The following is a 26,790-nucleotide window of genomic DNA, read 5'->3' as shown; positions in this document are numbered from 1 at the left end:
CACGATGAAAAAGCTGCGGTTCGCCGCGGGGGTCCTTGCCGCCGTCACGCTGCTGACGGCGTGCGGCGCCAACGACACACCGGCCGGGCAGGGCGGCACCGTCAAGCCGGGCGGGAACCTCGTCCTGCTCAACGACGCGCCGTCGATCACCTGGGACCCGGCGAAGAGCTCGAACCTCGTCGTCACGACGCTCGGGCTGATCCACCGGCGGCTGACGTCGTGGGACGTCGCGCCGGGCAAGGACACCACCATCGTGCCGGACCTGGCCACCGACACCGGGAAGGCCACCGACGGCGGCAAGACGTGGACGTTCACCCTCAAGGACGGCCTCAAGTACGCCGACGGCACCGCCATCACCTCGGCGGACGTCAAGTGGGGCCTGGAGCGCTCGTTCGCGCCCGCGTTCTCCGGCGGCCTGGCCTACCACAAGGACCTGCTCTCGCCCGGCCTGGCGTACAAGGGCCCGTTCGACGGCAAGGAACTCGACACCATCCAGACGCCGGATCCGAAGACGATCGTCTTCCACCTCGCCCGCGCCTACGGCGACTTCAACTGGGTCGCCAGCACCCCGGCGTTCTCGCCGGTGCCGAAGGGCAAGGGCGCCGAGGCGAACTACGGTGACCACCCGGTCGCTTCGGGTCCGTACCAGCTGCAGAGCTACGAGCGCGGCAAGTCGGCGAAGCTGGTGCGCAACCCGAACTGGAGCCGTGACGAGGACAAGACGCGGCTGGCCTACGCCGACACCATCGACTTCGAGCTCGGCCAGGACACCAGCGTCATCTCCAAGCGGCTGATCGACGACACCGGCAAGGACCGCAACGCCTTCGGCATGTCGTTCGCCTCGCCCGCGCAGCTGGCGCAGATCCAGGGCAACGCGTCGGCGAAGGCGCGGCTGGTGACGTCGGAATCCGGGGCGCTGGCCTACCTTTCGCTCAACACCCAGCGCGGAAACCTCACCAACCCCAAGGTGCGCCAGGCGTTCCAGTACGCCGTCGACAAGGCCGCCTACCAGGTCGCGAGCGCGGGCAGCGCCCAGCTGGCCGGCGACGTCGCCACCACGCTCATCACCCCGGGCCTGCAGGGCCGCGAGCAGTACGACCTGTACCCGGCGCCGCCGTCCGGCGACCCGGCGAAGGCCAAGCAGCTGCTGGCCGAAGCCGGCTTCCCGAACGGGCTCGACGGGCTGGTCCTGGCCACCCACAACGAAAACGGCTACCCGGAGAAGGCCGCGGCGATCCAGGCCGCGCTCGCGCGGGCGAACATCAAGGTCACCATCAAGCCGCTCGACGAGGACACCTACACGTCCGAAGTGGACACCAAGGGCCTGTCGGACTACGACCTGACGCTCACCTCGTGGCAGCCCGACATCCCGTCCGCGAACGCGAACATCCAGCCGCTGTTCCAGTCGACCGAGATCGGCAACGGCGGGTACAACGAGTCGCGGTACAGCAACCCGGAGGTCGACAAGCTGATCGGCGAGGCGCAGGCCACTGTGGACCCGGTCGAGGCCGGCAAGAAGTGGGCGGCGCTGGACAAGAAGATCCTCGCCGACTCGCCGGTCGTGCCGCTGATCTACACCCGCAACTCGTTCCTGCACGGGTCGCAGGTCGGGAACGTCCAGATCGGCCGGTTCCCGGCCTACGTCGACTACCGCAAGTTCGGGATCCTGCAGTGACCGCGGCCGGGCTCCTGCGGCTGCACGACGTCGCGGTCTCGTTCGGGGACGTCGAAGCCGTCCGCGGGGTCGGCTACGAGGTCCGCGCGGGCGAAGTCGTCGCGGTGGTCGGGGAGTCCGGCTCCGGCAAGACGGTCACCGCGATGTCCCTGCTCGGCCTGCTCCCGCCCACGGCTCGCGTCACGGGCCGCGCGGAGCTGGCCGGGCGGAACCTCTACGCGATGACGCCGGCCGAGCTGCGCGCGGTGCGCGGCGGCGAGGTCGGCATGGTGTTCCAGGAGCCGATGAGCGCGCTGAACCCGGTGTTCATCATCGGCGACCAGCTCGTCGAGGCGATCAGGACGCACCAGCCACTGGCGGCACCCGCCGCCCGGGACCGGGCGATCGAGCTCCTCGGCCTGGTCGGGCTGCCGGAGCCGCTTGAGCGGTTCCGCGCCTACCCGCACGAGCTGTCCGGCGGGCAGCTGCAGCGCGTCGTGATCGCCATGGCGGTGGCGAACGAGCCGAAGCTGCTGATCGCCGACGAGCCGACGACGGCACTGGACGTCACCGTCCAGGCGGAGATCCTGGAGCTGCTGCGGGACCTGCGCTCGCGGCTGGGGACGGCGATCCTGCTGATCACCCACGACATGGGCGTGGTCGCCGACCTGGCCGACCGCGTGGTGGTAATGCACGACGGCCGGGTCGTCGAGCAGGGGACCGCCGCCGCGATCTTCACCGCGCCGGCCGAGGAGTACACGCGGCAGCTGCTCGGTTCGGTCGTCTCGCTTTCGGCGACGGCGACGTCGGGGCTCGAACGCGCGCTGACGGCGGAGCTTTCGGTCGGCCCCGGCCACGTCGCCGCGGCGGAGCACCCCGCGGTGGCGTCGGTCCCGGACGTGCCCGCCGAGGCACCGCTGCTGCGCGTGGCGGACCTCTCGGTGACCTACCGCGGCCGGTTCCGCTCGATCGCCGTCCGTGCGGCCTCGGGGGTGAACCTGCACGTGGAGCCGGGGGAGGTGCTCGGCCTGGTCGGCGAGTCCGGCTCGGGCAAGAGCACGGTCGCCCGCGCGGTGACGGGGCTGCTCGCGCCGACCGGCGGGTCCGTCCACATCGGAGGCACGGACATCACCCGGGTGCGCGGCCGGGCGGCGAAAGCGTTGCGGGGCCGGATCGGTGTGGTGTTCCAGGACCCGTTGTCGTCGTTGAACCCGCGCACGACGGTGGGGGAGAGCGTGGCGACGCCGCTGCGGCTGCACCGCGCGGTCCGTGCGTCCGAAGTGGACGGCCGGGTGGCGGAGCTGCTGGACTCGGTCCAGCTTTCGCCGTCGCTCGCCGGGCGTTACCCGCACGAGCTGTCGGGCGGTCAGCGCCAGCGGGCGTGCATCGCCCGCGCCCTGGCGCTGAACCCGGACCTGCTGGTGGCCGACGAGCCGACGAGCGCGCTCGACGTCACGATCCAGGCGAAGGTCCTCGACCTGCTGCGCGACCTGCGCCACGAGTTCGGCTTCGCGTGCCTGTTCATCAGCCACGACCTGGCGGTGATCGAGCAGCTGGCCGACCGGGTGGCGGTGATGCACCGCGGCCACGTGGTCGAGCAGGGCCCGACGAAGGACGTCTTGACCGCCCCGGCGCACCCGTACACGCAGCGCCTGCTTTCGGCGGCTCCGGTGGCGGACCCGGAGGCGCAGCGGCGCCGCCGGGAGGCCTGGCGGCAGCTGCGTTGAACCGGAGGTGGCCTGGGCACGTGCCAGGAGCGGTCACGCCCAGGGCGTGCCGGCGGCCGCGCGTTCCAGGCCGGTGACTCCGGCTTCCCGGCGTTCGCGCAGCAGTTCGCCGGCGATCGAGTAGCGCGGCGCCGCGGCTTCTTCCGCGCGGGCCGCGTGCTCGACGATCGCGTCGACCAGCGACGGGACCATCGACAGCCGTGGGTGCTCCTGGTGGATCCGTTCGTGCCGGCCGGTGACGACGTGGGCGTTGCGGCCGAAGTCGATGCCCACGCCTTCGCGCGTCAGGTAGGCCAGCAGGCCACGGCGTTCGGCGATGCCGGGTGAGGTGTGCAGCGCGATCGCCTCCCACACGAGGTCCACCTGCGGCGCGCCGACGCCGTGCTCGGTCAGCAGCTCGGCGGCGAGATCCGCGCCCTCGACCTCGAAGCGCGTGCGGCCGGGCGCCCGCGTGCCCAGGCCGAGGTCGTGCAGGACGGTGGCCGCGAACAGCAGCCCGGCGTCGTAGGCCGGGTCGGCCAGGCAGCCTTCGTGCTCGGCGAGCAGGCGGGCGAACAGGAAGCTCCGGACGCTGTGGTTGGCCACCGCCGGGCTTTCGGTGTCCCGCACGGTGGCGAGGATCGTGGCGGCGAGCGGCCCGGCGGGCAGGGCGAGGAAGTCGTTCACCGCGTCGACGCTAGAAGCCGGCCGCGCCCGGCGACAGTGGCCCGCAGGCCGGTCACCGCTAGGATCGTGCCATGAAGCGGCACGGCGTCACGGTGCTGGCGCTCCCGGGCGTGCTCGCCCTGGACATCGGGATCCCGGTGCAGGTCTTCGGCTCGGACCCGCACTACGAGCTCACGGTCTGCGCGGACCGGCGCCCGGTTCCGGTGGCCGGCGGCGGCCTGACGATCGCCGCGGACGCCGGGCTCGAGGCCCTCGACGGCGCCGGGACGGTGATCGTCCCGGGCTACGCCGACACGGGCACCTCGCCGCCCACGGCCGTGCTGGACGCGGTGCGGGCCGCCCACGCGCGGGGCGCGCGGATCGTCTCGATCTGCACGGGGGCCTTCGCGCTCGCCGAGGCCGGCCTGCTCGACGGGCGGCCCGCGACCACGCACTGGCAGTTCACCGCCGACCTGAGCACCCGCTTCCCGCGCGTCGAGGTGCTGCCCAACCGGCTGTACGTCGACGACGGCGACATCCTGACCTCGGCCGGCGTGACCGCGGGGATCGACCTGTGTCTGCACCTGATCCGCACCGACGAAGGCGCCGCGGCGGCGAACGCCAAGGCCCGCCAGCTCGTCGCCCCGCCGCAGCGCGCGGGCGGCCAGGCGCAGTACGTCGAGCGCCTGCGCCCGGAGGCGACGGGCGACCGGCTCGGCCCGCTGCGCGAGTGGCTGCTGGCCGACCTCACGCGCCCCGTGGACGTCGACGCGCTCGCCGCCCGCGTCCACCTGTCCCGGCGCACGTTCCTGCGGCGGTTCCGCGAGGAGACGGGGACGTCGCCGATGGCCTGGCTGACCGGCGCACGGCTGGACCGGGCGAGGGAACTGCTGGAGACGACGGACCTCCCCGTGGAGCACCTGGGCAGGCACACGGGCCTGGGCAGCACGGCTTCCGTGCGGGCGGCCTTCCACCGGCACCTCGGCACTTCACCGCGGGAGTATCGGGCGCTGTTCCGCCACCGGCGCGCCTCGGACTGAGGTACCGCGAACCCTTCCGGCGCCCGGGGATCGGCCCTCGGCGGCGGTTCGGGCCGAGGGCCGCCACCGGTGCGGCCCGGCGGGTCAGCTGTCTTCGGGGTGGAGGCTGATGGTGGTCCAGGTGCTGAGCGTGCCGAGGCTGTCCCGGCGGGCACGGCGGCCGGTCAGCGCCTGGTTGCGGGCGTTGACCGGGGCCGCTTGGCCGAGCACCGGCGGGCCGAGCGGGTCCTCGGGCAGCGTGTTCTGGTCCATCGGGATTCCTCTCCGGTCGGGGTGTGGACGGCACTCCCACGCCCGAACGCCCCGGCCGGTTGAGGTCAGCGCTTGTTCTTGTCCCAGATGACCACCGGCGGCGCGTCCGGGTAGTCGGTGTCGTGGGCGATGACCTTGTCCACCTTCGGGTTGTGCCGCAGGATCGGGAACTCGTCCATGTCGAAGACGTTGTTCGGCCGGCGGGAACCCAGCTCGTCGCCCTGGCCGGGCCAGCCGCTCGACTTGCCCGGGGTGTTCGGCAGGGCGATGTGGACGTCGCCCTCCGCGTTGTGCGCCAGCGCCTTCGACGCGTCCTTCCAGACCTTCTCGCCGTTCGGGTGGTTGTCGGAGAACTTCGGCATCTCGACGCCGTTGTCCTTCAGGAGGCCTTCGAGCGTGTTGCCGCCGTTCTTCTTCGCCAGGTCGATCGCCGGGTCCTCGATCGAGCCGTGGTACTTCGACTCGGAGACGGTCTTGCCGGTCGCGGGGTCGACGACCGAGTCCTTGATGTGGCCGCCCGACCAGAACCACGACTTGTCCTTGCCCGGCGCCATCATCTCGTCCCACTTTTTCGAGAACTTGGCGTACTGCTCGTCGGTCATGTTGTGCGGCCGGATCTTGCCGTCCGGGTCGCGGAACTCGTCGAGGCCGTCCGGTTTCTTCGACCCGGGCGGCAGCTTCGCCGCGTCGCCGCCGCCCGCCGGGTTGTCCGGGGCCTTCGGGCCGCCCGTCTTGCCGCACGGGCTCTGCACCAGGCCGAGCGGGTCGCCGTGCAGGTGCGGCTGGTCGACATACCCGGCCGGGTCGGGCGCCGCGGCCAGGCCGAGCGGGTCCTGGCTCAGGTACCGGCCCGTGCGCGGGTCGTAGTAGCGGTAGACGTTGTAGTGCAGGCCGGTCTCGGCGTCCCGGTACTGACCGGGGAAGGCCAGCGGCATCGGCGCGGTCCCGGACGTCGAGGGCAGCAGTTCGCCCCAGAAGCTCGTGCGCGCCCGCCACTCGATCGTCCCGTCCGGGGCGACGAGCTCGGTCGGCGTGCCGGCCGGCGACGTGACCACCGTGTGGAACCGCACCTCGGCACCCCGCTGCTCGACCTGGACCACCGGCCTCCCGTCGTCGGGATGGCGTTCCCACGTCAGCACGCGCGAGTGCCCGTCGTCGGTCAGCTCGATCTCCTCGACGAGCTCGGCGCCGCTCCAGACGAACCACGTCTCGGCGGTCTGCCGCGGCGCGCCGTCGTCGCCGAGGACCCAGCGCCGCTTGGCGAACCGGCGGCCGAGCGGGTCGTAGAGGTAGGTCCAGAACGACTCGTCCGGGGCGATGACGGCGACCAGCCGGTCCAGCTCGTCCCAGACGAAGCGCCACTCGGCGGCCGCGTGCACCCGGCTGGTCACCCGGCCCTGCGGGTCGTGGCCGTACCGCGTCCCGGCCGGCGGCACGAGCCGGCCCGCCGCGTCGTAGGCGAAGCGTTCGACGCCGTCGGGTGCGTGCACCTCGGCGACCCGGCCGGCGGTGTCGAACCCGAACCGGACCGGCCGCGGGTCGTCGATCGCGGCGAGCCTGCCGTCCGGCGTGTAGGTGTAGGCACGCCGGTCCAGGCCGGCGCTCACCTGCTCACCGAGCCGGTCCGCGGCGTCGAAGGCCTGGCGCAGCACCTCCGAGCCGTCGACCGACCGGCGGACCTCGCGGCCGGCTTCGTCGTACTCGAACGCGAGTTCGTGCCCCGCGACGCGAAGCGCCACCGGACGGTCGCCGTCGTAGTGCCACTCACTGTCCACACCGGACAGCGTGTGGCGGCGGACGCTCGTGGCCGAGTACGTCCAGCGCACGCCGACGCCGTTGAGCGTTTCCTCCCGCACGCGCCCGTGTTCGTCGCGCACGATCTGCAGGACCGACTCGTTGTTGACCGCGTGCTCCAGCTGCCCGAGGGCGTCGTAGGCGTACCCGGTGACGCCGGTGGCCGTCCGCCGTTCGACGACGTTGCCGAGCTGGTCGTAGGCGAACTCGGTGACCTCGCCGAGGCCGTTGGTCATCCGCCGCAGCTGGCCGGCCTCGTCGTAGGCGTAGGTCAGCCGGCGCCCGTCGAAGTCGGTCTCCTCGACGAGCCGCCCGGCCGGGTCGTAGGTGTAGCGCCAGGTCCGGCCACCCGGATTCGTCACGGAGACCAGGCGCAGCTCGGCGTCGTAGCCGTACGCGGTGCGCGCGCCGGCGGCGTCGAACTCCTCGACCGGCAGGCCGAACGGGCCGTACGTGCGCCGCGTCGTCCGCCCGGCCGCGTCGCGGTGTTCGACGACGCGTCCTTCGCCGTCGTGGCGCCAGCTCTCCCGCTCGCCGTGCGGGCCGATCCGCCAGGAGCGTTGCCCTTCCGCCGTCCAGCCCAGGCGGGCCGCGCCGCCGGACGCGGTGTGCACCAGCCGGGGCCGGCCGAACGGGTCGCGGTCGCCGGGCCGGGCCGCCGCGGTGAGCACCGGCTCGTCGCCGAGGGCGTCGGCCGGACCGTCGACGCGCAGCCGGGTCGAGACACCCGGGAGGGCGGCGTAGGGGTCGGCCGCCGGGACGACGGCCCGCGCGTCGCCGGCCCGCAGCTCCACCTCGCCGGTTCCGGTGGGCGTCAGCCGCACCACGGAACCGTCCGGCCGCGTGACGGTCGTCAGCACGCCGTTTTCGTAGCCGTAGAAGGTGATCCGCCCGAGTTCGTCGGCCTGCGACAGCAGGTCGTCGTAGCGGGTCCAGGAGTACCGGCGCGTGTGCCCGAGCGGGTCGGTCCGCTCGACGAGCTGGCCGGCCTCGTTCATCCGGTAGATCCAGGTGTGGCCCAGCGCGTCGGTGTGCCGCGTGGTCCGCGCTTCGGTGTCGTAGGCGAACGTGCCGTTGAGGTAGCGCTCGGCGCCGACGCTGCGGACACAGCGGCCCGCGGCGTCGTAGACGTACCGGTACCAGGTGCCGGTGCGGTCCTGCCAGCCGACGATCCGGTCGTCGACGTCGTAGTCGAGGTTCACCGGGCGTCCGGTGAACCCGGCGATCTGGGTCAGCTGGCCGAGCCGGTTGTAGCCGTACCGCACCACCGGCGCGCCGCCGGGGACGCCGAGCGCGGTGATCCGGCCGGCGCCGGAGTCGATGCCGATCTCGGTGCCGTCGTCCCGGCGCAGCAGCCGAGGGGCACCGTTGCCGTCGTGGTCGATCGTGGTGCGGGCGCCGCCCTGCTCGATCAGCGTCAGCGGCCGCACCGGGCCGGGGCCGGCCGCGAACCCGAGCTCACGCGCGCCGGTCGCCAACCGGTAGCCCTCGGCGGTCCGTCGTAGCGGGTACCGCGGTCCTTCGATCGGCAGCACGGGCCGGTCGCCTTCGGGCAGCGGGTACACGAGAACCATGCCGTCCTCGGCGTAGAACCGGACCCGGTCGCGGCCGACCTCCAGCCGCTGGTCCAAAGTGGACGCCCAGGAGCGGCCGAACCACCGGCCCGCGCGGTAGGACGACAGGTGCGTGCGCGACAGCACCAGCTCGCCCGCGTCGCCCGGCAGGGTGAGGTCGAGCTGGGTCAGCACCACCTCGCCGGTGGCGACGTCGACCGGGTCGGAGACGCAGACCTTCTTGTCGTCCGGCACCGCGCGGTCGCGCGGGCCGTCGCCTTTCGGATCGCCCTTGGGATCGCCCTTCGGCGCGCCGCCGCCATCGGGGTCGCCCTTCGGGGTGCCTCCGGTCGGCCCGTCGGCGGGCGGCTCGCTCTTCGGCGGCGGATCGGTCTTGGGCGGCGGGTCGGACTTCGGCGGCGGGTCGGCTTTCGCGCCCGACGTGCTGGTGCTGTCGTCGCCCTTGGGCGGCGGATCGGTCTTGGGCGGTGGCGCGTCGGGGTCGCCCTTGCCCTTGGGGCCGCCGAGGTCCTTCGGGTTGCCGTTGATGTCGGCGTGCTTCGGCGGTGGCGCGGCCTTGCCGGGCTTGATGTTCTTCAGGGCTTTGGCCGCGTCGCCGAACAAGTCGCCGGCTCGCTTGAGCAGCGGAACGAGCGCCTGCAGCGCCTTGACGAGCCGCTTGGTCAGGTCGGCGATCTTCGACGCCGTCTTCGCGACCGCGGTGACCACCTGCGGGACGACCCAGGTCATCCCGATCCCGAGGGTGAAGACGACCTGCAGCGCCCAGCTGATCAGGTGGCCGACGAGTTCGGCGATGATGTCGCGCACCAGCGCGCGCACGGCCGCGACGACCTCACCGGCGGTTTTGACGCCGCTGGAGGCGCCTTCGCAGCCTTTCTGGGCCGTTTCCAGCAACGTCACCGTGTCCTGCGCGCGCTGTCGGTAGGTGTCGGCGGCATTGCCGGTCCACGACGCGACGTCCGTCTTGACCATGCCCGTGAGGTCCTGGCCGATGCTGCCGAGTTCCGTGGCGACGTTCTTCCAGGTTTCCGACTGCGCCGCGATTTCGTCGGCGTTGCCGGTCAGGGCGTTGAGGGCTTCTTTGAGGGGGCCGACGTGCTCGATCAGCCAGCCGACGCCGGCGGCGAGGATGGCGCCGAAGGGATCCATGGCCATCGACAACGCGTCGAGCGCGGTGCCGACGGCGCCGAGCGCGACCGAGGCCCAGTCGCCGCTTTCGATCGCGGACTTCAGGTCGTTCGCCGACTCCAGCAGCGAAATGCCCGAATACGCCTTGGTGGAGTCCTTGGTCTCCGCGACCAGCGGGTTGCCCACTACGCGACCTTCCTGACGTCACGGCGAACAGTCGTCAAACTTTCAAACAGCTTCCGGCGAACGTAGCAGCGCCACCGCGGCGGAAGACGTGGTTGCCCGAAAATCCGGCGATCCCTGGCTCGGGCGGGCAAGCAGAGCGCAGAGGACTCTTTGCAAAGCGCTCTCTGTAGTCTACGGTGGCGGCATGACCACGAACGAGCCGTCCCGGCCGCTCGACGCGCGGATGCTCCGGGCGCTCGCTCACCCGCTGCGGATGCGCATGCTCGAGCTGCTGCAGGCGGACGGCCCGGCGACCGCGACCGGGCTGGGCAAGCGGGTCGGGGAGAGCTCCGGCACCACCAGCTGGCACCTGCGGCAGCTGGCCGAGGCCGGCTTGGTCGAAGAGGACAGCGAACGCGGCAACAAGCGCGAACGGTGGTGGAAGCCCGCCCAGAAGTCGACGCGGATGCGGGTCGTCGACTTCATCGACGACCCGGATCTCGCGGCGCCGCTGGACACCTACCTGCGCTCGGTGATCGAGCACCGGTACGAGGCCGAATCGCGGTTCGTCAGTGAACTTCCGCGCTGGATCGACCAGTGGTACGACAAGGCGGTCTTCAGCGACGTGCGGCTTTCGCTGACGCCCGAGGAGGCGGCGGCGATGAGCGCCGAGGTCGACGCCGTGATCGAACGCTACCGCCGGGACGCGCGACCGGGCGACCACGACGTGATCGCCCACTGGTCGGCGTTCCCGCGGCAGGCGCAGCCCGAAGAATCCGACTGAGGGGGACGAAACGATGGTGCATTTCCTGCTGGCCGAGGACCTGGTCCGCGAGCGCGAAGCGGACCTGAGACAGGCGGCGGTCCGCGTCCGGCGCGAAGAAACGCGACGGGAACGCCTCGGCTGGATCCTCGTGGCAGCCGGTCTGAAACTGGTGTCCGCTCAAGCGCCCAAGCTGACCGCCCGGCGCACGTCGCCGGCATAGGCCTCGGGCTGTTCCCAGGCCGCGAAATGGCCGCCCGCGGGGTGTTCCACGTACTCGCGGATGTTCAGGAACGCCTCGGCGTAGCTGCACGGCTCGGGCTTGGTGTCGCGCGGGAACACCGACAGCACGGTCGGCGTGCCGACCCGGCCGGGGAGGCCGACCGGTTCGGCGTAGGTGGTGAACGACGTGCCGATCGTGCCGGTGACCCAGTACGCGGTGACCCACGTGAGGAGCTCGTCCGGGGTGAAAGCCGAGGCGTCCGACCAGAAGTCCAGCTTCTCGGCGATCCACGCCACGAGCCCGGCGGGTGAATCGCCGAGGGCGACGGCGAGGGTGTTGGGCCGCGTCGACTGCTCGGCGATGTATCCGCCCTCGGTGCGGAACCACTGCGCCGCCCGGCCGAGGTAGGCCGCGGCGTCCGGGGCGAGCGTCGCGGGGTCCGCGGTGAGCGCGCGCTGCGGGGCGACGTTCGTCAGGTGCAGTGCCGCCACGCGGTCCGGGTGCTCGGTCGCGAGGATTTCCGCGACGGTGCCGCCGATGTCGCCGCCGGACACCGTGTAGCGCGGGTAGCCGAGTTCGGCGAGGGCGTCCGCGACGAGTGCGGCGATCCGGCCGGCCGACATGCCGGGCTCGGTGAGCGGGGCGGCGAACGGGAAGCCCGGCAGTGCCGGGACCACCACGTGCAGGTCCGCCAGCAGCGGCAGGACGCGTTCGAACCGCAGCACGGAGTCCGGCCAGCCGTGCAGCAGCACGACGACGGGGGCGTCCGGATCGGCCGCCCGCCGGTGGATCACCCGCAGGGCTCCCGCGGTCGTCCACGGGAGTGCGCGGATGCGGCGCTCGTGGACGTCCCAGTCGTAGCCGTTCGCCCAGTGGTCCAGGAGTTCGTCGAGGCGGGTGCGGCTGATGCCGCGGGCCGGGTCGTCGCTCCATGGGGTGGTGATCCGCCGCGTGCGCCGGAGTCTTTCGCGTAGGTCGTCGGTCATGTGTATCACCGTACACATGATGTGTATGGTCGTACACATGACTTCGCGCGACGCGGCGGCCACCCGGCAGCGGATCTTGGAGCACGCGAGACACCAGTTCGCCCGGCACGGCTACCGGGCGGTCACGGTCAAGGGCGTGGCCGACGCGGCCGGCGTGTCGCCGAACCTCATCACGCGCTACTTCGGCGGCAAGGACGGCCTGTTCCTCGCGGCGACCCGGGTGGAGATCCCGGTCGCGGCCTCGTTCGACGGCGACCGCGCCACACTGGGGCCGCGCCTGGCGGCGAGCATCGTCCGCCGCTGGTTCGGCGAACCGGGCGAGGACCCGCTGCTGGCGCTGCACCGCGCAGCCGGCGAGCGCCCCGAGGCGGCGGAGGCGCTCGCGGCGTTCCTGGACGCGAATTCGGTGGAGCCGTTGCACCGCTACCTGCGTGACAGCGGGCTGAACGACGCGGAGGCCCGCGGCCGGGCCGCGGCGATCGATGCGTTCGTGCTCGGCGTCTCGACCCGGCGCCGCGTCCTGCGCGCCGAACTCGGCGACCCGGCCGAACTCGAGGCCTGGCTGGGCGAGACGATCCAGCGGCTGGCCGACGGGTGAGGGAGTGACGAAGGTGTGGTACGCGGACCCCCTCGGCGCGGCGACCGGCAGCGAGCACCGGGCCGGCTAGCCGGCGACCACGCGGTGGCGCAGCTGTTCCAGGGTCTTCGCCAGCAGCCGGGACACCTGCATCTGCGACACACCCACCCGCTCCGCGATCTGGCTCTGCGTCAGCTCTTCCACGAACCGCATCTCGATGATCGCGCGCTCGCGGGGTGGGAGGTCGGCCATCGCCGCCTCGAGCGTCAGGTGGTCGTCGGCCTTGCTGTACGGGGATTCCCGGTCGGCCAGCTGGTCGCCGATCGTGCCGGCGTCGCCGCCGCCGCGGGCCGGGGCGTCCAAAGAGGCCGGTTTGTACGCCTCGGCCGCCAGCAGTCCTTCTCGGACCGTCTCGACGTCGATGTCCAGGTGTGCCGCGAGTTCACTTGGGGTGGGGGAGCGGCCCAGGTCGTGGGCCAGTTCGCCGGTCGCCTTGACCAGGTTCTGCTGCAGCTCCTTCAACGCCCTCGGCACGCGCATCGACCACGCGCTGTCGCGGAAGTGGCGGCGGACCTCGCCCATGATCGTCGGCACCGCGAAGGACAGGAAGTCGCGGCCGCGACCGGGGTCGTAGCGGTCGACCGCGTGGATGAGGCCGGTCCGCGCGACCTGCACGAGGTCGTCGAACGACTCGCCGCGGCCGGCGAAACGCTTGGCGATGTTCTCCGCCAGGGCGAGGTGCTCGGTGATCAGCCGGGCGCGCAGCTCGGCGTGCCGGGGGTCGCCGGGCGTGAGCTCGCTGCGTTCGTCGAACAGCGGAGCGCAGTGGGCGAACTGGTTGGCCCGCCGCGGCGCGGGGGTGGGCGTCGCGACGGGTCGCTCAGGGGCTCTGACAACCATGGTGACCACTTACCCAAAGCCGTCACGATCCACACGAACCGGTGAGCCGTTGGTACATCCGGAGCAATGCCGGGCTCAGCAGGGCAGCGTGCCCGCCCGCAGGGCGTGGCCGCCGTCGTTCGCGTCGTCGGCCCACACGACGGCCTTGCGCCCCGACGAGCACGTCGACGGCGGCGCGATCGCGAAGCCTTCGTTGTTGTAGTTGGGCATCTTCGACGGCCGCGCGTAGGTCGCCGACACCGCGAACTTGCCGTTGACGATTTTCAAGGTCGCCGTCTTGCCGCCGCACGTGTCGTCGCAGACCGTCCAGAGGCGGCCGGCCGACGGCTCGAACTCCAGCTCCATCACCTTCGGGAATCCGGCCGGAAAGGCCGCGACGCGGGTGAAACCGCCACCCGACTGGGTGAGGGCGTAGGCGTAGACCATGCCTTTGTCCTCGAGGCCGACGAAGTACAGGCCGCTGCCGTGGCCGGGGTAGGCGGCCGGGTCGTACGTGGCCTTCGCGTGGTCGTCGCGGAAGCCGTTCGCGGTCAGGAACGAGTCCGGGACCCAGGTGATGCCCTCGAACCCGCCGTTGTCGTCGACGTCGGGCAGGTCGCCGGTGAGGTCCCACTCCGCCACCGCGCTGAGCGACCCGGCCGCCGACGCGGTGTCGAACCGCAGCACCTTCAGCAGGCTGCCGTCGCCGTCGTTGTCGTGCTCGGTCGCGGCGAACACCCCGTCGGGCGTGGCCACGACCCCTTCGGCGTCCGGGTCGCCGCTGCCGTTGCGATAGTGCAGCGCCTTCCCGGACGGCCAGCCGGCCGCCGGGGTCCACTTGCCGCCGTCGCGGACGAGCCGGTACAGGGTGCCGGGGCCGTTCTTGACCGCCCACAGCACGTCGGGGCCGTCGAAGGAGAGCCCGCTCAGGTTTTCGCCGAAGACTCCGGCGGCGTCGGCGACGGTCACGGCGGGATCGCCGGGCCAGGCCGCCGTCGCGGCTTCGGCGTTGCCGACGGGGACGGCGAGCAACGCGGTGAAAAGGACTGCGGAAAGCCGGGAAGGGATGCGCACGTCGTGCTCCTGCGGGAGGTGGGCAACGCGGCGTCGGCGAGAACGATCTTGCCGTCCCGGACTGTACCGAGCCGGTCGTGCGCGGGCAACGGTTCCGCGTTGCGCCATTCCGGGCACGATCGATCAAGATCGGCGCACCTCGTTGACGTAGTTAGGAAAGTTTCTTAACTTATGATCATGTCCGAGAATCGGGAACTCCGGCTGGCCGAGTGGTACGACCACCACGTGCGGCGGCACACGCGGCGCGGCGTCTTCCGCGCGGCCGCCGCCGGTGGTGCCGCGCTGGCCGCCGGCCGCCTCCTGCTGCCCTCGACGGCACAGGCGGCCGGCCCGACGGTGCTGCTCAACGCCGAAACGGTGCCGGGCTCGACGCTGCGCCCCTTCGGCCGCCACCTCGCCTACGGCGCCGATGCCTCGCGGCAGGTCGTCGTCTCCTGGCAGACGCCGGCCAAGGTGACCGCGCCCTACCTGCGCGTCGGCACCGCCGAGGGCGACTACGGCGCGACGCTGCCGGCCGAAGTCCGCGCGCTGACGAGCGATCTGTCGTGGCAGACCGCGACGCACACCTTCTCCCCGCACAGCCCGTCGGCGATCACGCAGTACTACCTTCACGTCAAGCTCGACAACCTGGTGCCGAACACGACCTACCACTACGTCGTCGGCCACCAGGGCTACGACCCGCTCACCAGTGGCCGGGCCGGCGAGGTCGGCACGTTCCGCACCGCGCCGGCGGCCGGGCGCACCGACGGCTTCTCCTTCACCGCCTTCGGGGACCAGGGCGTCGGCTACAACGCGATCGCCACCAACAGCCTGATCGCCGACCTGGACCCGCGGTTCCACCTCGCAATGGGGGATCTGAGCTACGCGCTCAACGGCGAAGGCGGCCACCCGGACGAAGACAAGTACGACGCCCGCAAGTGGGACTCGTTCTTCGCGCAGAACGAGCTCGTCGCGGCCGGGATCCCGTGGATGGTCGCCCTCGGCAACCACGAGATGGAGGGCTGGTACGACGACCACGGCTACGGCGGCATGCGCGCCCGGTTCACCATGCCCGACAACGCCTGGGCCGGCTCGACGTGCATCTACTCGTGGCGCTACCAGAACGTCGGCCTGATCAGCCTGGACGGCAACGACATCTGCTACAACAGCCCGTCCAATCTGGACTATACGCAGGGCAGGCAGACGTCCTGGCTCAAGTCCCAGCTCGCGAAGTTCCGCGGTGACCCGGCGATCGAGTTCATCGTCGTCTACTGCCACCAGTGCACCTATTCGACGTCCGACGCGAACGGCGCCGAGCTCGGCGCGCAGCAGAAGTGGGCGCCGCTGTTCGACCAGTACCAAGTGGACCTGGTGCTCAACGGGCACAACCACCTCTACGAGCGCACGGACCCGATCAAGGCGGGCAAGGGGACGAAGAAGGCCGCGCCCGGCGCCACCGTCGACCCCCGGAAGGACGGCGTCACCTACATCACCGCCGGGGGCGGCGGCGAGAGCATCAACGACTGGATCGACGAAGCCGCCGGCGACTCCTACCTCGGCCACGTCCACGACGCGACGGTCACCATGCGGTGGGACGACGAAGAAGGCGGCGGGCACTCCAAAAAGGTCGACTGGTCGCGGGTGCGCTTCCGGGGCTACAGCCTGGTGCACGTCGACGTCACCCCGGCCGCCGGCGGGCAGCCCGGCCGGCTGCACGTGCGGGCGCTGACCGAGGACGGCGTGCTCGTCGACGACCTGACCATCCGCCGCGGCTGACCGGAGGACCCGCGATGACCACGTACCCTTCCCGGCGCGCGTTGCTCAGGGCCGGCGTGTTCGCCGCCGCGCCGGCCGCCGCCGGGGCGAAGCTGCGCCCGTTCGGCAGGCACCTGGCCTTCGGGGCGGACCCGGCCACGCAGGTGACGGTGTCCTGGCAGGTGCCGGGCGCGGTGACCGGCCCCTACCTGCGCGTCGGCACCTCGCGGGCGACGCTCGGCCCGCCCGTCGCGGCGGAACTGCGCCCGCTGACGAGCAAGCTGTCCTGGCAGCACCCCGAGGAGCACGACTTCCCGCCGCACGCGCCCGCGACGCAGACGCAGTACTTCGTGCACGCCAAGCTGACCGGCCTGACTCCAAGTACGGCGTACTCCTACGTGCTCGGGCACGCGGACTACGACCCGCTCGCCGCCGGCCGGCTCGGCGAGGTCGCCTCCTTCCGCACGGCGGGCACCACGGGCCCGTTCACGTTCACCGCGTTCGGCGAGCAGGGCGTCGGCTACAACGCGATCGCCGCGGCCGGCCGCGTGGCGGACCTCGCGCCGGCGTTCCACCTGGCACTGGGCGGCCTGAGCTACGCGATGCACGAGCCCGAGGGCCGGCCCGCGTCGGAAGACTTCGAGTACGACGCCCGGAAGTGGGACACCTACTTCGCGCAGAACGACCCGGTGGCGTGCGCGGTGCCGTGGATGGTCACCCCCGGCCACCGCGAGTACGAGAAGTTCTACGACAGCACCGGAAACGGCGGCCTGCGCGCCCGGTTCTCGATGCCGGACAACGCCTGGGCCGGTTCCACCGGGATCTACGCCTGGCGCCACCACAACGTCGGCCTGCTCAGCCTCGACGCCGGCGAGGTCTGCTACCGCTTCCCGGCCAAGCTCGGCTACACGGCGGGCAAGCAGCTGAAGTGGCTGGACGCGCAGCTCGGGCGGTTCCGGGCCGACCCCGCCGTCGACTTCGTCGTGGTCTGCTGCAACCACTCCGTCTACAGCACCGGCGATCGCTACGGCGCCGAGCTGGGAGCACAGGAGAGCTGGGCGCCGCTGTTCGACAAGCACGGCGTCGACCTGGTGCTCACCGGCCACAACCGCGTCTACGAGCGGACAGATCCGATCAAAGCCGGGAAGGGGACCCGGAAAGTCCCGCCCGGCGGCACGGTCGTCGCGAAGACCGACGGCACCACGTACCTCACCGCCGGTGGCGGCGGCCAGGCCCTGGACGGTTTCTTCAAGAACGTGCCCGAGAGCTACCCGGGCCACGAATCGAGCGCGACCAGCGCGACGATGAAGACCTACCGGAAGGGCGCCACGAAGCCGACCGAGACCAAGGTGACGTGGTCCCGGGTCCGCTACCGGGGCTATGGCCTGGTGGCGGTCGACGTCACCCCGGGCGCCATGACCGTCCGCGCCGTGGCGGAGAACGGCGACCAGATCGACGAGGTGACCCTGCGTCGCGGCTGACCGTCCACATCGGACTCACATGACCCAGCGACGGAAGCCGCCCTCGGCGTTGACGACCTGACCGGTGATCCACCGGCTTTCGTCGGAGGCCAGCCAGCGGACCAGCCGGGCCACTTCGTCCGGACGGCACCACCGGCCGGCGGGCAGGGCCCGGCCGACGCGCTCGGCGAGGTCCGGATCATCGGCGCCAGGTGCTGCCCGGAGGGGAACAGGATGATCCGCCCGCCGGGGCGGGCGTCGTCGTGGGCGGCGGCGAACGCCTGAGCCGGCAGCACGCTCGCGCGGGCGTTCACCGCCCAGGTGTTCCACGATTCCGGCGTCGCCGACGGGATCTTTGCCCCACGGTTGTTCCGCGTCGTGCGGGGACCACGAGTGCGCGAGCACCGACGCGCCGGCCGCCAGCAGCTCCGCGGCCACCGCGAAGCCGATCCCGGCCCGGCGGCTCACCCCGGTCACGACCGCGACCCGGCCCTCCAGTGCTGTCACGCCGTCGACGGTAATCCGGGAGCCGCCGCGGATCGACCGGTTTTCGACGACGTGGTCGAATAGCCCGATACTTTCGTTCCCGGTAGGCAAGCCGTTACACTCCCGGGCTGGGAGCGCTCCCACGTCGACTGTCCCTGTCGGTTACCCCAGGAGGTCGGTATGCCCCGGCGGTTCCTCCGGGCGGTCGTGGTCGGCGTGCTCTTCGCCGTCTGCGCGCTCGTTCCGCTACCAGCCACAGCCACCACCACAGCGGTCGCACCCACGCGGATCATGGCGCTGGGCGACTCCATCACCGGCTCGCCGGGGTGCTGGCGGGCGCTGCTGTGGAAACACCTGCAGGACACCGGGCACACCGACGTCGACTTCGTCGGCACGCTGCCCCCGCAAGGCTGCGGGTTCGCCTACGACGGCGAGAACGAAGGCCACGGCGGCTTCCTCGCCACCGGCATCGTGCGCGACAACCAGCTGCCCGGCTGGCTCTCGGCCACCCGGCCGGACATCGTCCTCATGCACCTGGGCACCAACGACGTCTGGAACGGCATCGCCGCGAGCGCGATCCTCGACGCCTTCACCACGCTGCTCGGCCAGATGCGGGCGGGCAACCCGGCGACCAAGCTCGTCGTCGCGAAGATCATCCCGATGAACCCGGCCGACTGCGCCGCCTGCGCGCAGCGCGTGATCGACCTGGACAACGCGATCCCCGGCTGGGCGCAGGCGCATTCCACGGCGGCGTCCCCGATCACCGTCGTCGACCAGTGGACCGGGTTCGACACCGCGGCCGACACGACCGACGGCGTGCACCCCAACAGCACCAGCGGCATCCAGAAGATGGAAAGCCGCTGGTACCCGGCCCTGGTCGCGGCGCTGCCCTGCGCGACGGCGGCGACCGGGCTGCACGTCAGCGGCACGCAGGTCGCCGAGGCGAACGGCGCGGCGTTCGTGATGCGTGGCGTCAACCACCCGTACGCCTGGTACCCGAGCCAGACCGGCGCTTTCGCGGACATCAAGTCCTTCGGGGCCAACACCGTCCGCGTCGTGCTCGGCAGCGGCCAGCGGTGGGGACCGACTTCGGCCGCCGAAGTCACGAGCGTCGTCGCGCTGTGCAAGCAGAACCGGCTCATCTGCGTGCTGGAAGCGCACGACACCACCGGCTACGGCGAGGAGGGCGCGGCCGCGAGCCTGGACCAGGCCGCGAGCTACTGGATCAGTGTCGCCAGTGCACTCAAGGGCCAGGAGAACTACGTCGTCATCAACCTGGGCAACGAGCCGTTCGGCAACAACCAGCAGGTGAGCGCGACGTGGGCGAGCGCGACGAGTGCCGCGATCACCCGGTTGCGTGGCGCGGGCCTGCAGCACCTGCTGATGGCCGACGCGCCGATGTGGGGGCAGGACTGGCAGAACGTCATGCGGGACAACGCGGCTTCGGTGCTCGCCGCCGACCCGCAGCACAACACGGTGTTCTCCATCCACATGTACGGCGTCTACGACACCGCCGCCGAGATCACCGGGTACTTCGACGCCTTCCGCACCGCCGGCCTGCCGCTGGTGGTGGGCGAGTTCGGGAACCTGCACACCGACGGCGACCCCGACGAGGACACGATCATGGCCGAGGCGCAGGCCCGCGGCCTCGGCTACCTCGGCTGGTCGTGGAGCGGCAACAGCAGCGACGTCGCCTACCTCGACCTGGTCACTTCGTTCGACCCGGCCAGGTTGACGGCTTGGGGAGAGCGCTTTCTCACCGGGGCGAACGGCGTCCGCCGGACGTCGAAGGAAGCCACGGTCTACGGCGGCGGCACCACCGACACCCAGGCCCCGACGACGCCGGGTACGCCGTCCGCGTCGGCCGTGACGGCCACCGGCGCCACGCTGTCCTGGGCCGCCTCGACCGACAACGTCGGCGTCACCGGCTACGACGTCCTGCGCGCGACGGGCAGCGGCACGTTCATCCAGGTCGGCACGACCGGCACGACGACGTTCACCGACTCCGGCCTGACGGCGTCGACGACCTACCGCTACCAGGTGCGCGCCCGCGACGCGGCGGGGAACACCTCGGCGAACTCCGCGGCCGTGAGCGTGACGACCGCCGCGGGCGGCGGCACCGGAAGCTGCAAGATCGGCTACTCCGCACCCGCCTGGGGTGGCGGCAACGGGTTCACCGCGAGCGTGACCATCACCAACACCGGCGCGAGCACGCTCACCGGCTGGACCCTCGCCTTCGGCTACACCGCGGGCCAGCGGGTCACCCTGCCCGGCTGGGGCGCCACGTTCACGCAGAGCGGCGGCGACGTCACCGCCACCAACCTCGCTTGGAACGGGACCCTGGCCCCGAACGCCTCGACGAGCATCGGCTTCAACGGCACGTCCACCGGGACCAACCCGGCGCCGGCGGCGTTCACCCTCAACGGCACCACCTGCACGGCCGGCTGATCGTCCACACCAGACAAGGAGAAAACCATGTACGCGCTGAACCGGCGGCTGGTCGTGGCCGCCGTGGGTGTCCTCGTGCTGGGGCTGACCCCGGCCGTCGCGGCGGCGGGAACCGCGCCGCCGCGGTACGACAGACTGAACCGCGGAGTCGTCAGTGTCCCTACTCCGCAAGGAAACCGGGTCAGCTGGCGCCTGCTCGCCGACGACCCCGCGGGCGTCACGTTCGCCGTCTACCGCGACGGCACCCGCGTGACGCGGACCGCGGCCGGCGGGCCGACCGGCTTCCTGGACGCCGGCGCTCCGGCGGGGGCGAAGTACACCGTCCGGGCCGTCGTCGGCGGCGTCGAGCGGATGTCGGCCTTCGCCGCCGAGGAGTCGCTGACGCTCGACAGCACGGCCGCGGCGAGCACCCGGGACGTGCCGATCCAGATCCCGCCCGGCGGCACGACGCCGTCGGGGGAGAGCTACACCTACAGCGCCAACGACGCGAGCGTCGGCGACCTCGACGGCGACGGCCAGTACGAGATCGTGCTCAAGTGGGATCCGAGCAACGCCAAGGACAACTCGCAGTCCGGTTACACGGGGAACGTCTACGTCGACGCCTACCGGCTGGACGGCACCCGGCTGTGGCGGATCGACCTGGGCCGCAACATCCGCGCCGGCGCGCACTACACGCAGTTCCAGGTCTTCGACTACGACGGCGACGGCCGGGCCGAGGTCGCCATGAAGACCGCCGACGGCACGCGCTCCGGCACCGGGCAGGTCATCGGCAGCGCCGGCGCGGACTACCGCAACTCCAGCGGGTACGTCCTCGCCGGCCCGGAGTACCTGACGATGTTCGACGGCCAGACCGGCGCGGCGATGTCGACCGTCAACTACGACCCGCCGCGCGGCACGGTGTCGTCGTGGGGGGACAGCTACGGCAACCGGGTTGACCGGTTCCTCGCCGGGACGGCGTACCTGGACGGCGCGCACCCGAGCCTGATCATGTCCCGCGGCTACTACACCCGCACGGTCATCGCCGCCTGGGACTTCCGGGGCGGCGCGCTGACCGAGCGGTGGAAGTTCGACTCGAACTCGGCCGGCTCGCAGTACACCGGCCAGGGCGACCACCAGCTGGCGATCGCGGACGCCGACGGCGACGGCCGCGACGAGATCGTCTTCGGGGCCATGGCGATCGACGACAACGGCGCTCCACTGTGGAATACCCGGCTCGGGCACGGCGACGCCATGCACGTCGGCGACCTGATCCCGAGCCGGCCCGGGCTCGAAGAGTTCAAAGTGGACGAAGACCCGGCCAAGCCGGCAGCGTGGATGGCCGACGCGAGGACCGGGCAGATCATCTGGCAGAACGCGTCCTGCTCGTGCGACAACGGCCGCGGCGTCTCCGACGACATCTACGCCGGCAGCCCCGGCGCCGAGTCGTGGTCGTCCGCGGTGTCCGGGCTGCTGAACACCAGCGGGCAGAACATCGGACGCAAGCCGTCCTCGACGAACTTCGTCGTCTGGTGGGACGGCGACGCCCAGCGCGAGCTGCTCGACGGCACCCACATCGACAAGTACGGCACCGGCGGCGACTCCCGGCTGCTGACTGCGTCCGGCGTGCACGCGAACAACGGCACGAAGAACACGCCGTCGCTGCAGGCGGACCTGTTCGGCGACTGGCGCGAAGAGGTCGTCTGGCCGACGTCGGACAACCGGGCGCTGCGGATCTACTCGACCACGGACGCGACGAGCATCGCCCACGTCTCGCTGATGCAGGACCGCCAGTACCGGGAGGCCGTCGCGTGGCAGAACACCGCCTACAACCAGCCGCCGCACCCGAGCTTCGCGCTCGCGAGGTGAGCGGGAACCGGGGTGGCGACGTAGGCTGACGCGCCGGCGGGAGCGCGACAGTGGTGGTGTGGATGGGCGAGACGCGGGCGGTGGCCCGGGACACCGCGTGGTCACTGGCGGCCAGGGTGCTGGACGAGCTGGACGAGCTCACCGGCGCCCTGGTCGCCGTCATCGTCGAGCAGAACCCCGGCTACCAGGTGACCGACGTGGTGCCCGACGACGACCTCTGGCGCTCCTGCCACGACAACCTCCGCCGGGTCCTGCAGCTGATCGGCCGCGGCGCGGGGACCGACGAAGACCTCTACGACGCGGCGAAGGCGACCGGCCGGCGCCGCGCGGAACAGCAGCTCCCGCTCGACGACGTGCTGCGCTCGTTCCGCATCGGCGGCCGGCTGGTCTGGCAGGCCCTCACGGCCCAGGCCCGGGCGACCGGGTCGGTGAACAACGAAGCCATGCTCGACCTCGCGACCCGCGTGTGGGAGGTCGTCGACGCGACCTCGGCCCAGGTGGCGCTGGCCTACCACGCGGCCGAACGCAGCTTCGTCCGCGCGGACGAGCAGCGGCGGGCGTCGCTGTGGGAGGGGCTGCTGCAGGGCCGGGCGACCGACGCGGGGTTCGCCTACGAGGCCGGCCGCGCGCTGCGCCTGCCGATCTCGGGGCCGTACGTCGTCGTCGCGGCCGCGGGCCCCGGCGACGCCGCCTTCGCCGAGCCCCTGGGAGCCGCGCTGGAGGACCTCGGCTCGGCGTCGGCCTGGCAGTCGCGGGCGGACGTGCTCGTCGGGCTCGTGTCCCTGCCGGGCCGGGAGGTGACCGACGTCGTCGAGGCGATCGGGTCCGTGCTGACCGTGCCGGCCGGGGTGTCCCTGGTCGTCACCGGGCTGGCGGCGGTGCACACCGCCTACCGGCAGGCGGTGCTGGCGATGCGGACGGTCCCGCCGGGCCGGGTCGAGGTCGTCTGCCTGGCCGAACGGCTGCCCGAAGCCCTGCTGCTCTCCTCGCCCGAGCTGACCGAGTCGCTGCAGCGGGACTGGCTCGGCGACCTGCTGGACCTGCGGTCGGCGGAGCGCGGCCCGCTGCTGGAGACCCTGGCGACGTGGGTGCGCACCGGCGGCTCGGCGACCCGCTCGGCGCAGGCGCTGCACTGCCACCGCAACACCGTGCTCAACCGGATCCACCGGATCGAAGAGCTGACCGGCCGGTCGCTGACCGGCGGTGAACTGGCCCTCGAGCTCGCGCTGGTGGTCCGCGCGCTGCCGTTCCTCCCGCCACCGCGCGTGCCCTGACCGGTACCCGCTGTGCACTCTGCACAACGACACTAGGCCAAATGTAGGCACCCAGGTCCTTCATCCGGCGGCGTGATCTGTGCAACACTCCGGCCCGGCGGTGCTCCGGCCCGCGCTCTCCCACACCGTCGTTCGAGAGGTCCCAGCCGCTCATGCCCGAACACGACCCCGCCGTCCCGCCACCCGGGTCCGAGCCGCGCGCGATGGCCCGCCGCCGGTTCCTCGGTTTCGTGCTGGCCGCGCCCACGCTCGCCGTCGCCGCCCAGATCGGCGGGTCCGAACTGGCCCCGCGCGAAGCCGACGCGGCGATCCCGTCCCTGCCCCAGCCCGAGGACATCTTCGACCTCGGCGACCTGCAGAACCTCGCCGCCCTGCCGACGTCGGGCCTGATCAGCGTCCAGGTCGGCGCCGACGGCCGGGCCGCGTTCGCCGTGCCGCGCACCGAGGTCGGCCAGGGGATGACCACCGCGGTGGCGATGATGATCGCCGAGGAGCTCGACCTCCCGCTGGACAAGATCGACGTCACCCTCGCCGACGCCCGCCCGGAGCTGCTGATGAACCAGCTCACCGGCGGCTCGAACTCGATGCGCAGCATCTACACGCCGGTGCGGACGGCGTCGGCGATCGCCCGGCAGCGGCTGCTGGCCGCGGCCGCCGCGAAGTGGGGTGTGCCGGTGTCGCAGCTGACGACGTCCGGCGGCGTCGTGCGCGATTCCGGCGGCCGCACGGCGAGCTACGGCTCGCTCGCCAAGGCCGCGGCGTCCGCGACGACGATCAGCGTGGCCGCGACGCTCAAGCCGCGTTCGGAGTTCAAGGTCCTCGGCACCCCGCAGAACCGGCTCGACGCGCACGCGGCGGTCACCGGCACCAAGCAGTTCACCCTCGACCTCGACGTCCCGGGCGCGCTGCCGACCATGGTCGCCCGGCCGCCGACGATCAACGGCACCCCGCGCTCGATCCTCAACGCCGCCGAGGTCAAGGCGATGCCGGGGATCACCGACGTCGCCGCGATCTCGCACGGCGTCGCGGTGCGGGGCCGCACGTTCGGCCAGTGCATCGACGCGATCCGCGCGCTGAAGGTGACCTGGGGCCCGGGCACGGTCGACGGCGAATCCGACGCGACCGTGCTCAAGAAGCTCAAGGCCGCGCAGCTGCCGATGACCGTCCCCGGCCTGCTCGACCAGTACATCGACGCCGAGTTCACCTTCGCCGCGGCCAGCAACAGCCCGCTCGAAACGGGCGCCGCGATCGCCGACGTCCGCGCCGACCGCGCGGAGATCTGGTCGTGCGTGAAGGTGCCGATCGTCGCCCAGGCAGACATCGCCAAGCAGCTGGGGCTGCCGCAGGACGCGGTCACCGTGCACGTCACCCAGGGCGGCGGGTCGTTCGGCAGGCACCTGTTCCACGACGCGGCCGCCGAAGCGGCGGAGGCGTCGCAGAAGATGGGCAAGCCGGTCAAGCTGATGTGGTCGCGCACCGACGACTTCCGGCAGGGCCGCATCCACCCGATGTGCGTCTCGCGCGTGCGGGCGACCTACCTGCTCGGCAACGTGGTCAGCTTCGAGCAGCGCCACACGAGCGTGCAGACGGAGTTCAGCCACGGGCTGGGCGAGATGCTCACCTCGTACGCCGCGAAGCTGCCGATCGGCGGCAACCTCAGCTTCGCCGAGTCGATCTTCCTCCTGAGCCAGTCCTCGCCGTACAACTTCGGCGTCACCACCCAGCTGCTCAACGAAATCCCGCTGAAGTTCAACACCGGCAGCATGCGCAACATCTACTCGCCGAACGTGGTCACGGCCGAGGAGCTCGTCGTCGACCAGCTGGCGAAGAAGTTCGGCAAGGACCCGGTCGCGTTCCGCCGCGAGTTCCTCAAGGACGACCGGCTGCGCGCGGTGCTGGACAAGGCCGTCCAGGTCGGCAACTGGGGCCGCGCGCTGCCCGCCGGGGTGGCGCAGGGGATCGCGCTGCACTCGGAGTACCGCGGCGCGGTCGCGGTGCTGGTGGAGATCGACTGCCGGCCGGAAACGGTCAACCGCAAGGTCCGCGACGGCGTCACCGGCCCGCGCGTGACGAAGGCACTGGTCGTCGTCGACCCCGGCTTCGCGATCAACCCGCGCGGCCTCGAGGCCCAGATGATCGGCGGGCTCAACGACGGCATCGCGATGTGCCTGACGTCGAGCATCCACATCAAGGACGGGCTGCCGCTGGAAGGCAGCTGGGACAACTACTTCTACACGCGCGAGTGGAACACCCCGCCCGAGACGCAGGTCGTGGTCATGCCGAACACGTCGGACAGCCCGAGCGGCGCGGGGGAGCTGGCGGTGGCGCCGTCGTTCGCCGCGGTGGCCTGCGCGTACGCGCGCGCGGTCGGCAAGATGCCGACCTCGTTCCCGATCAACCACGGCACGCTCTCGTTCGAGCCGCTGCCGGTGCAGCCGTCCACGCCGCCGTCGCCGACCGACGGCCTCGACCACGCCTACTAGGAGACCGCAGTGCCGCAACACACCCTGAAGATCAACGGCAAGGTGGTCACGGTCGACGCCGACGACGACCTCCGGCTGCTGTGGGTCCTGCGCGACCTGCTCGGCATCACCGGCCCGAAGTACGGCTGCGGGCTCGACGTCTGCAAGGCGTGCACCAGCCACATCAACGGCAAGGCGTTCAACCCGTGCTCGGTGCGGGTGGCCGACATCAAGGAAACCGACGAGATCACGACGATCGAAGGTCTCCCGGCGACGGTCGGCAAGGACCTGCACTCGATGCAGGAGGCGTGGCTGGAGTTCGACGTGGCCCAGTGCGGGTACTGCCAGCCGGGCCAGATCATGGCGGCGGTGGCGAAGGTCCGCCAGGCGACCGCGGCCGGCCGCGAGATCACGGACGCGGACCTGGACGAGATCCGGAACATCTGCCGCTGCGGGACCTACGCGCGGATCCGCGAGGCGGTGAAGGCCGGAGCGGAGAAGATGTGACGCCCGCGGTCGTGGGGGGGGTTTAATTGTTTTTTTAAATTTATAATAAAAACACGCGACACCCCCCCTGCACCCCAAACAAGGGCGCCCGCC

General features: G+C 71.8%; 20 protein-coding genes. 13 read left to right on the top strand and 7 right to left on the bottom strand.

What is annotated here, in order from left to right:
* Window positions 1–4: 4 nt before the first annotated feature.
* Both AB0J40_RS18875 and AB0J40_RS18870 read left to right on the top strand, forming a co-directional pair.
* Window positions 5–1,675 carry an ABC transporter substrate-binding protein gene (locus AB0J40_RS18875; protein WP_364454419.1) on the top strand — a complete coding sequence of 557 codons (1,671 nt, stop codon included), beginning with the start codon at window positions 5–7 and terminating at the stop codon, window positions 1,673–1,675.
* Complete coding sequence (locus AB0J40_RS18870; RefSeq protein WP_364454418.1) at window positions 1,672–3,381, top strand: ABC transporter ATP-binding protein; 1,710 nt, start codon at window positions 1,672–1,674, stop codon at window positions 3,379–3,381. The genes AB0J40_RS18875 and AB0J40_RS18870 overlap by 4 nt, the downstream gene beginning before the upstream one ends.
* Before the next feature lie 33 nt (window positions 3,382–3,414).
* Here the strand turns inward: AB0J40_RS18870 and AB0J40_RS18865 are convergent, their stop codons facing one another.
* Window positions 3,415–4,047 carry an HD domain-containing protein gene (locus AB0J40_RS18865; protein ID WP_364454416.1) on the bottom strand — a complete coding sequence of 211 codons (633 nt, stop codon included), beginning with the start codon at window positions 4,045–4,047 and terminating at the stop codon, window positions 3,415–3,417.
* A gap of 71 nt (window positions 4,048–4,118) precedes the next feature.
* Between AB0J40_RS18865 and AB0J40_RS18860 the strand changes: the two genes are divergently transcribed.
* On the top strand, window positions 4,119–5,066 hold the full coding sequence (locus AB0J40_RS18860) for a helix-turn-helix domain-containing protein (RefSeq protein ID WP_364454413.1): 948 nt from the start codon (window positions 4,119–4,121) through the stop codon (window positions 5,064–5,066).
* 84 nt (window positions 5,067–5,150) lie between these two features.
* Here the strand turns inward: AB0J40_RS18860 and AB0J40_RS18855 are convergent, their stop codons facing one another.
* Both AB0J40_RS18855 and AB0J40_RS18850 read right to left on the bottom strand, forming a co-directional pair.
* Window positions 5,151–5,318: a hypothetical protein gene (locus AB0J40_RS18855; RefSeq protein ID WP_364454410.1), complete on the bottom strand. Its 168-nt coding sequence runs from the start codon at window positions 5,316–5,318 to the stop codon at window positions 5,151–5,153.
* 65 nt (window positions 5,319–5,383) lie between these two features.
* Window positions 5,384–10,000: a DUF6531 domain-containing protein gene (locus AB0J40_RS18850; RefSeq protein WP_364454409.1), complete on the bottom strand. Its 4,617-nt coding sequence runs from the start codon at window positions 9,998–10,000 to the stop codon at window positions 5,384–5,386.
* Window positions 10,001–10,184: 184 nt separating this feature from the next.
* Here AB0J40_RS18850 and AB0J40_RS18845 point away from each other — a divergent pair, with 184 nt between their 5' ends.
* Together AB0J40_RS18845 and AB0J40_RS18840 are read left to right on the top strand one after the other, a co-directional pair.
* Window positions 10,185–10,763, top strand: coding sequence for a helix-turn-helix domain-containing protein (locus AB0J40_RS18845; RefSeq protein WP_364454407.1), 579 nt, complete (start codon window positions 10,185–10,187; stop codon window positions 10,761–10,763).
* A 13-nt stretch (window positions 10,764–10,776) separates the two neighbouring features.
* Entirely contained in the window at window positions 10,777–10,965 is a 189-nt protein-coding gene (locus AB0J40_RS18840) for a hypothetical protein (RefSeq protein ID WP_364454404.1), read from the top strand.
* Here AB0J40_RS18840 and AB0J40_RS18835 read toward each other — a convergent pair.
* Entirely contained in the window at window positions 10,923–11,951 is a 1,029-nt protein-coding gene (locus AB0J40_RS18835) for an epoxide hydrolase family protein (RefSeq protein WP_364454401.1), read from the bottom strand. The two genes, AB0J40_RS18840 and AB0J40_RS18835, sit on opposite strands and share 43 nt — an antisense overlap.
* Window positions 11,952–11,988: 37 nt before the next feature.
* Here AB0J40_RS18835 and AB0J40_RS18830 point away from each other — a divergent pair, with 37 nt between their 5' ends.
* Complete coding sequence (locus AB0J40_RS18830) at window positions 11,989–12,549, top strand: TetR family transcriptional regulator (protein ID WP_364454399.1); 561 nt, start codon at window positions 11,989–11,991, stop codon at window positions 12,547–12,549.
* A gap of 66 nt (window positions 12,550–12,615) precedes the next feature.
* Here the strand turns inward: AB0J40_RS18830 and AB0J40_RS18825 are convergent, their stop codons facing one another.
* Complete coding sequence (locus AB0J40_RS18825; protein ID WP_364454397.1) at window positions 12,616–13,428, bottom strand: SigB/SigF/SigG family RNA polymerase sigma factor; 813 nt, start codon at window positions 13,426–13,428, stop codon at window positions 12,616–12,618.
* Between the two features lie 75 nt (window positions 13,429–13,503).
* Complete coding sequence (locus AB0J40_RS18820) at window positions 13,504–14,481, bottom strand: hypothetical protein (protein WP_364454394.1); 978 nt, start codon at window positions 14,479–14,481, stop codon at window positions 13,504–13,506.
* A 177-nt stretch (window positions 14,482–14,658) separates the two neighbouring features.
* On the opposite strand from AB0J40_RS18820, the gene AB0J40_RS18815 reads away from it, so the two are divergent.
* A complete protein-coding gene (locus AB0J40_RS18815; protein ID WP_364454391.1) occupies window positions 14,659–16,236 on the top strand; it encodes a metallophosphoesterase family protein in 1,578 nt (525 codons plus the stop codon).
* Window positions 16,237–16,250: 14 nt separating this feature from the next.
* On the top strand, window positions 16,251–17,696 hold the full coding sequence (locus AB0J40_RS18810; RefSeq protein ID WP_364454389.1) for a metallophosphoesterase family protein: 1,446 nt from the start codon (window positions 16,251–16,253) through the stop codon (window positions 17,694–17,696).
* 15 nt (window positions 17,697–17,711) lie between these two features.
* Here AB0J40_RS18810 and AB0J40_RS18805 read toward each other — a convergent pair whose 3' ends face one another.
* The gene (locus AB0J40_RS18805) at window positions 17,712–18,182 is read right to left on the bottom strand and encodes an SDR family oxidoreductase (RefSeq protein ID WP_364454386.1); all 471 of its coding nucleotides are present in this window, start codon (window positions 18,180–18,182) and stop codon (window positions 17,712–17,714) included.
* A 159-nt stretch (window positions 18,183–18,341) separates the two neighbouring features.
* Here AB0J40_RS18805 and AB0J40_RS18800 point away from each other — a divergent pair, with 159 nt between their 5' ends.
* The 5 genes from AB0J40_RS18800 (at window position 18,342) to AB0J40_RS18780 (ending at window position 26,697) form a co-directional block, all read left to right on the top strand.
* On the top strand, window positions 18,342–20,609 hold the full coding sequence (locus AB0J40_RS18800) for a cellulase family glycosylhydrolase (RefSeq protein WP_364454384.1): 2,268 nt from the start codon (window positions 18,342–18,344) through the stop codon (window positions 20,607–20,609).
* Window positions 20,610–20,636: 27 nt separating this feature from the next.
* On the top strand, window positions 20,637–22,454 hold the full coding sequence (locus AB0J40_RS18795; RefSeq protein ID WP_364454383.1) for a rhamnogalacturonan lyase: 1,818 nt from the start codon (window positions 20,637–20,639) through the stop codon (window positions 22,452–22,454).
* Between the two features lie 62 nt (window positions 22,455–22,516).
* Window positions 22,517–23,728 carry a helix-turn-helix domain-containing protein gene (locus tag AB0J40_RS18790; protein ID WP_364454381.1) on the top strand — a complete coding sequence of 404 codons (1,212 nt, stop codon included), beginning with the start codon at window positions 22,517–22,519 and terminating at the stop codon, window positions 23,726–23,728.
* Window positions 23,729–23,880: 152 nt separating this feature from the next.
* Window positions 23,881–26,211, top strand: coding sequence for a molybdopterin cofactor-binding domain-containing protein (locus tag AB0J40_RS18785; RefSeq protein ID WP_364454378.1), 2,331 nt, complete (start codon window positions 23,881–23,883; stop codon window positions 26,209–26,211).
* Window positions 26,212–26,220: 9 nt separating this feature from the next.
* Window positions 26,221–26,697, top strand: a complete 477-nt coding sequence (locus tag AB0J40_RS18780; protein WP_364454376.1) for a (2Fe-2S)-binding protein — start codon at window positions 26,221–26,223, stop codon at window positions 26,695–26,697.
* Window positions 26,698–26,790 lie beyond the last annotated feature (93 nt).

Origin of the sequence: Amycolatopsis sp. NPDC049691 (genome assembly GCF_040675005.1) — a bacterium.
GTDB lineage: Bacteria > Actinomycetota > Actinomycetes > Mycobacteriales > Pseudonocardiaceae > Amycolatopsis.
Note: the sequence above shows the minus strand (reverse complement) of the source record. Positions and strands in the feature narration are given on the sequence as shown.

Excerpts from the sequence above, each read along its gene's own strand:
- AB0J40_RS18845 (WP_364454407.1), top strand. The coding sequence starts at position 10,185 with ATGACCACGAACGAGCCGTCCCGGCCGCTCGACGCGCGGATGCTCCGG.
- AB0J40_RS18855 (WP_364454410.1), bottom strand. The coding sequence starts at position 5,318 with ATGGACCAGAACACGCTGCCCGAGGACCCGCTCGGCCCGCCGGTGCTC.
- AB0J40_RS18825 (WP_364454397.1), bottom strand. The coding sequence starts at position 13,428 with ATGGTTGTCAGAGCCCCTGAGCGACCCGTCGCGACGCCCACCCCCGCG.
- AB0J40_RS18800 (WP_364454384.1), top strand. The coding sequence starts at position 18,342 with ATGCCCCGGCGGTTCCTCCGGGCGGTCGTGGTCGGCGTGCTCTTCGCC.
- AB0J40_RS18875 (WP_364454419.1), top strand. The coding sequence starts at position 5 with ATGAAAAAGCTGCGGTTCGCCGCGGGGGTCCTTGCCGCCGTCACGCTG.
- AB0J40_RS18810 (WP_364454389.1), top strand. The coding sequence starts at position 16,251 with ATGACCACGTACCCTTCCCGGCGCGCGTTGCTCAGGGCCGGCGTGTTC.
- AB0J40_RS18860 (WP_364454413.1), top strand. The coding sequence starts at position 4,119 with ATGAAGCGGCACGGCGTCACGGTGCTGGCGCTCCCGGGCGTGCTCGCC.
- AB0J40_RS18830 (WP_364454399.1), top strand. The coding sequence starts at position 11,989 with ATGACTTCGCGCGACGCGGCGGCCACCCGGCAGCGGATCTTGGAGCAC.
- AB0J40_RS18835 (WP_364454401.1), bottom strand. The coding sequence starts at position 11,951 with ATGACCGACGACCTACGCGAAAGACTCCGGCGCACGCGGCGGATCACC.
- AB0J40_RS18790 (WP_364454381.1), top strand. The coding sequence starts at position 22,517 with ATGGGCGAGACGCGGGCGGTGGCCCGGGACACCGCGTGGTCACTGGCG.
- AB0J40_RS18815 (WP_364454391.1), top strand. The coding sequence starts at position 14,659 with ATGTCCGAGAATCGGGAACTCCGGCTGGCCGAGTGGTACGACCACCAC.
- AB0J40_RS18795 (WP_364454383.1), top strand. The coding sequence starts at position 20,637 with ATGTACGCGCTGAACCGGCGGCTGGTCGTGGCCGCCGTGGGTGTCCTC.
- AB0J40_RS18840 (WP_364454404.1), top strand. The coding sequence starts at position 10,777 with ATGGTGCATTTCCTGCTGGCCGAGGACCTGGTCCGCGAGCGCGAAGCG.
- AB0J40_RS18785 (WP_364454378.1), top strand. The coding sequence starts at position 23,881 with ATGCCCGAACACGACCCCGCCGTCCCGCCACCCGGGTCCGAGCCGCGC.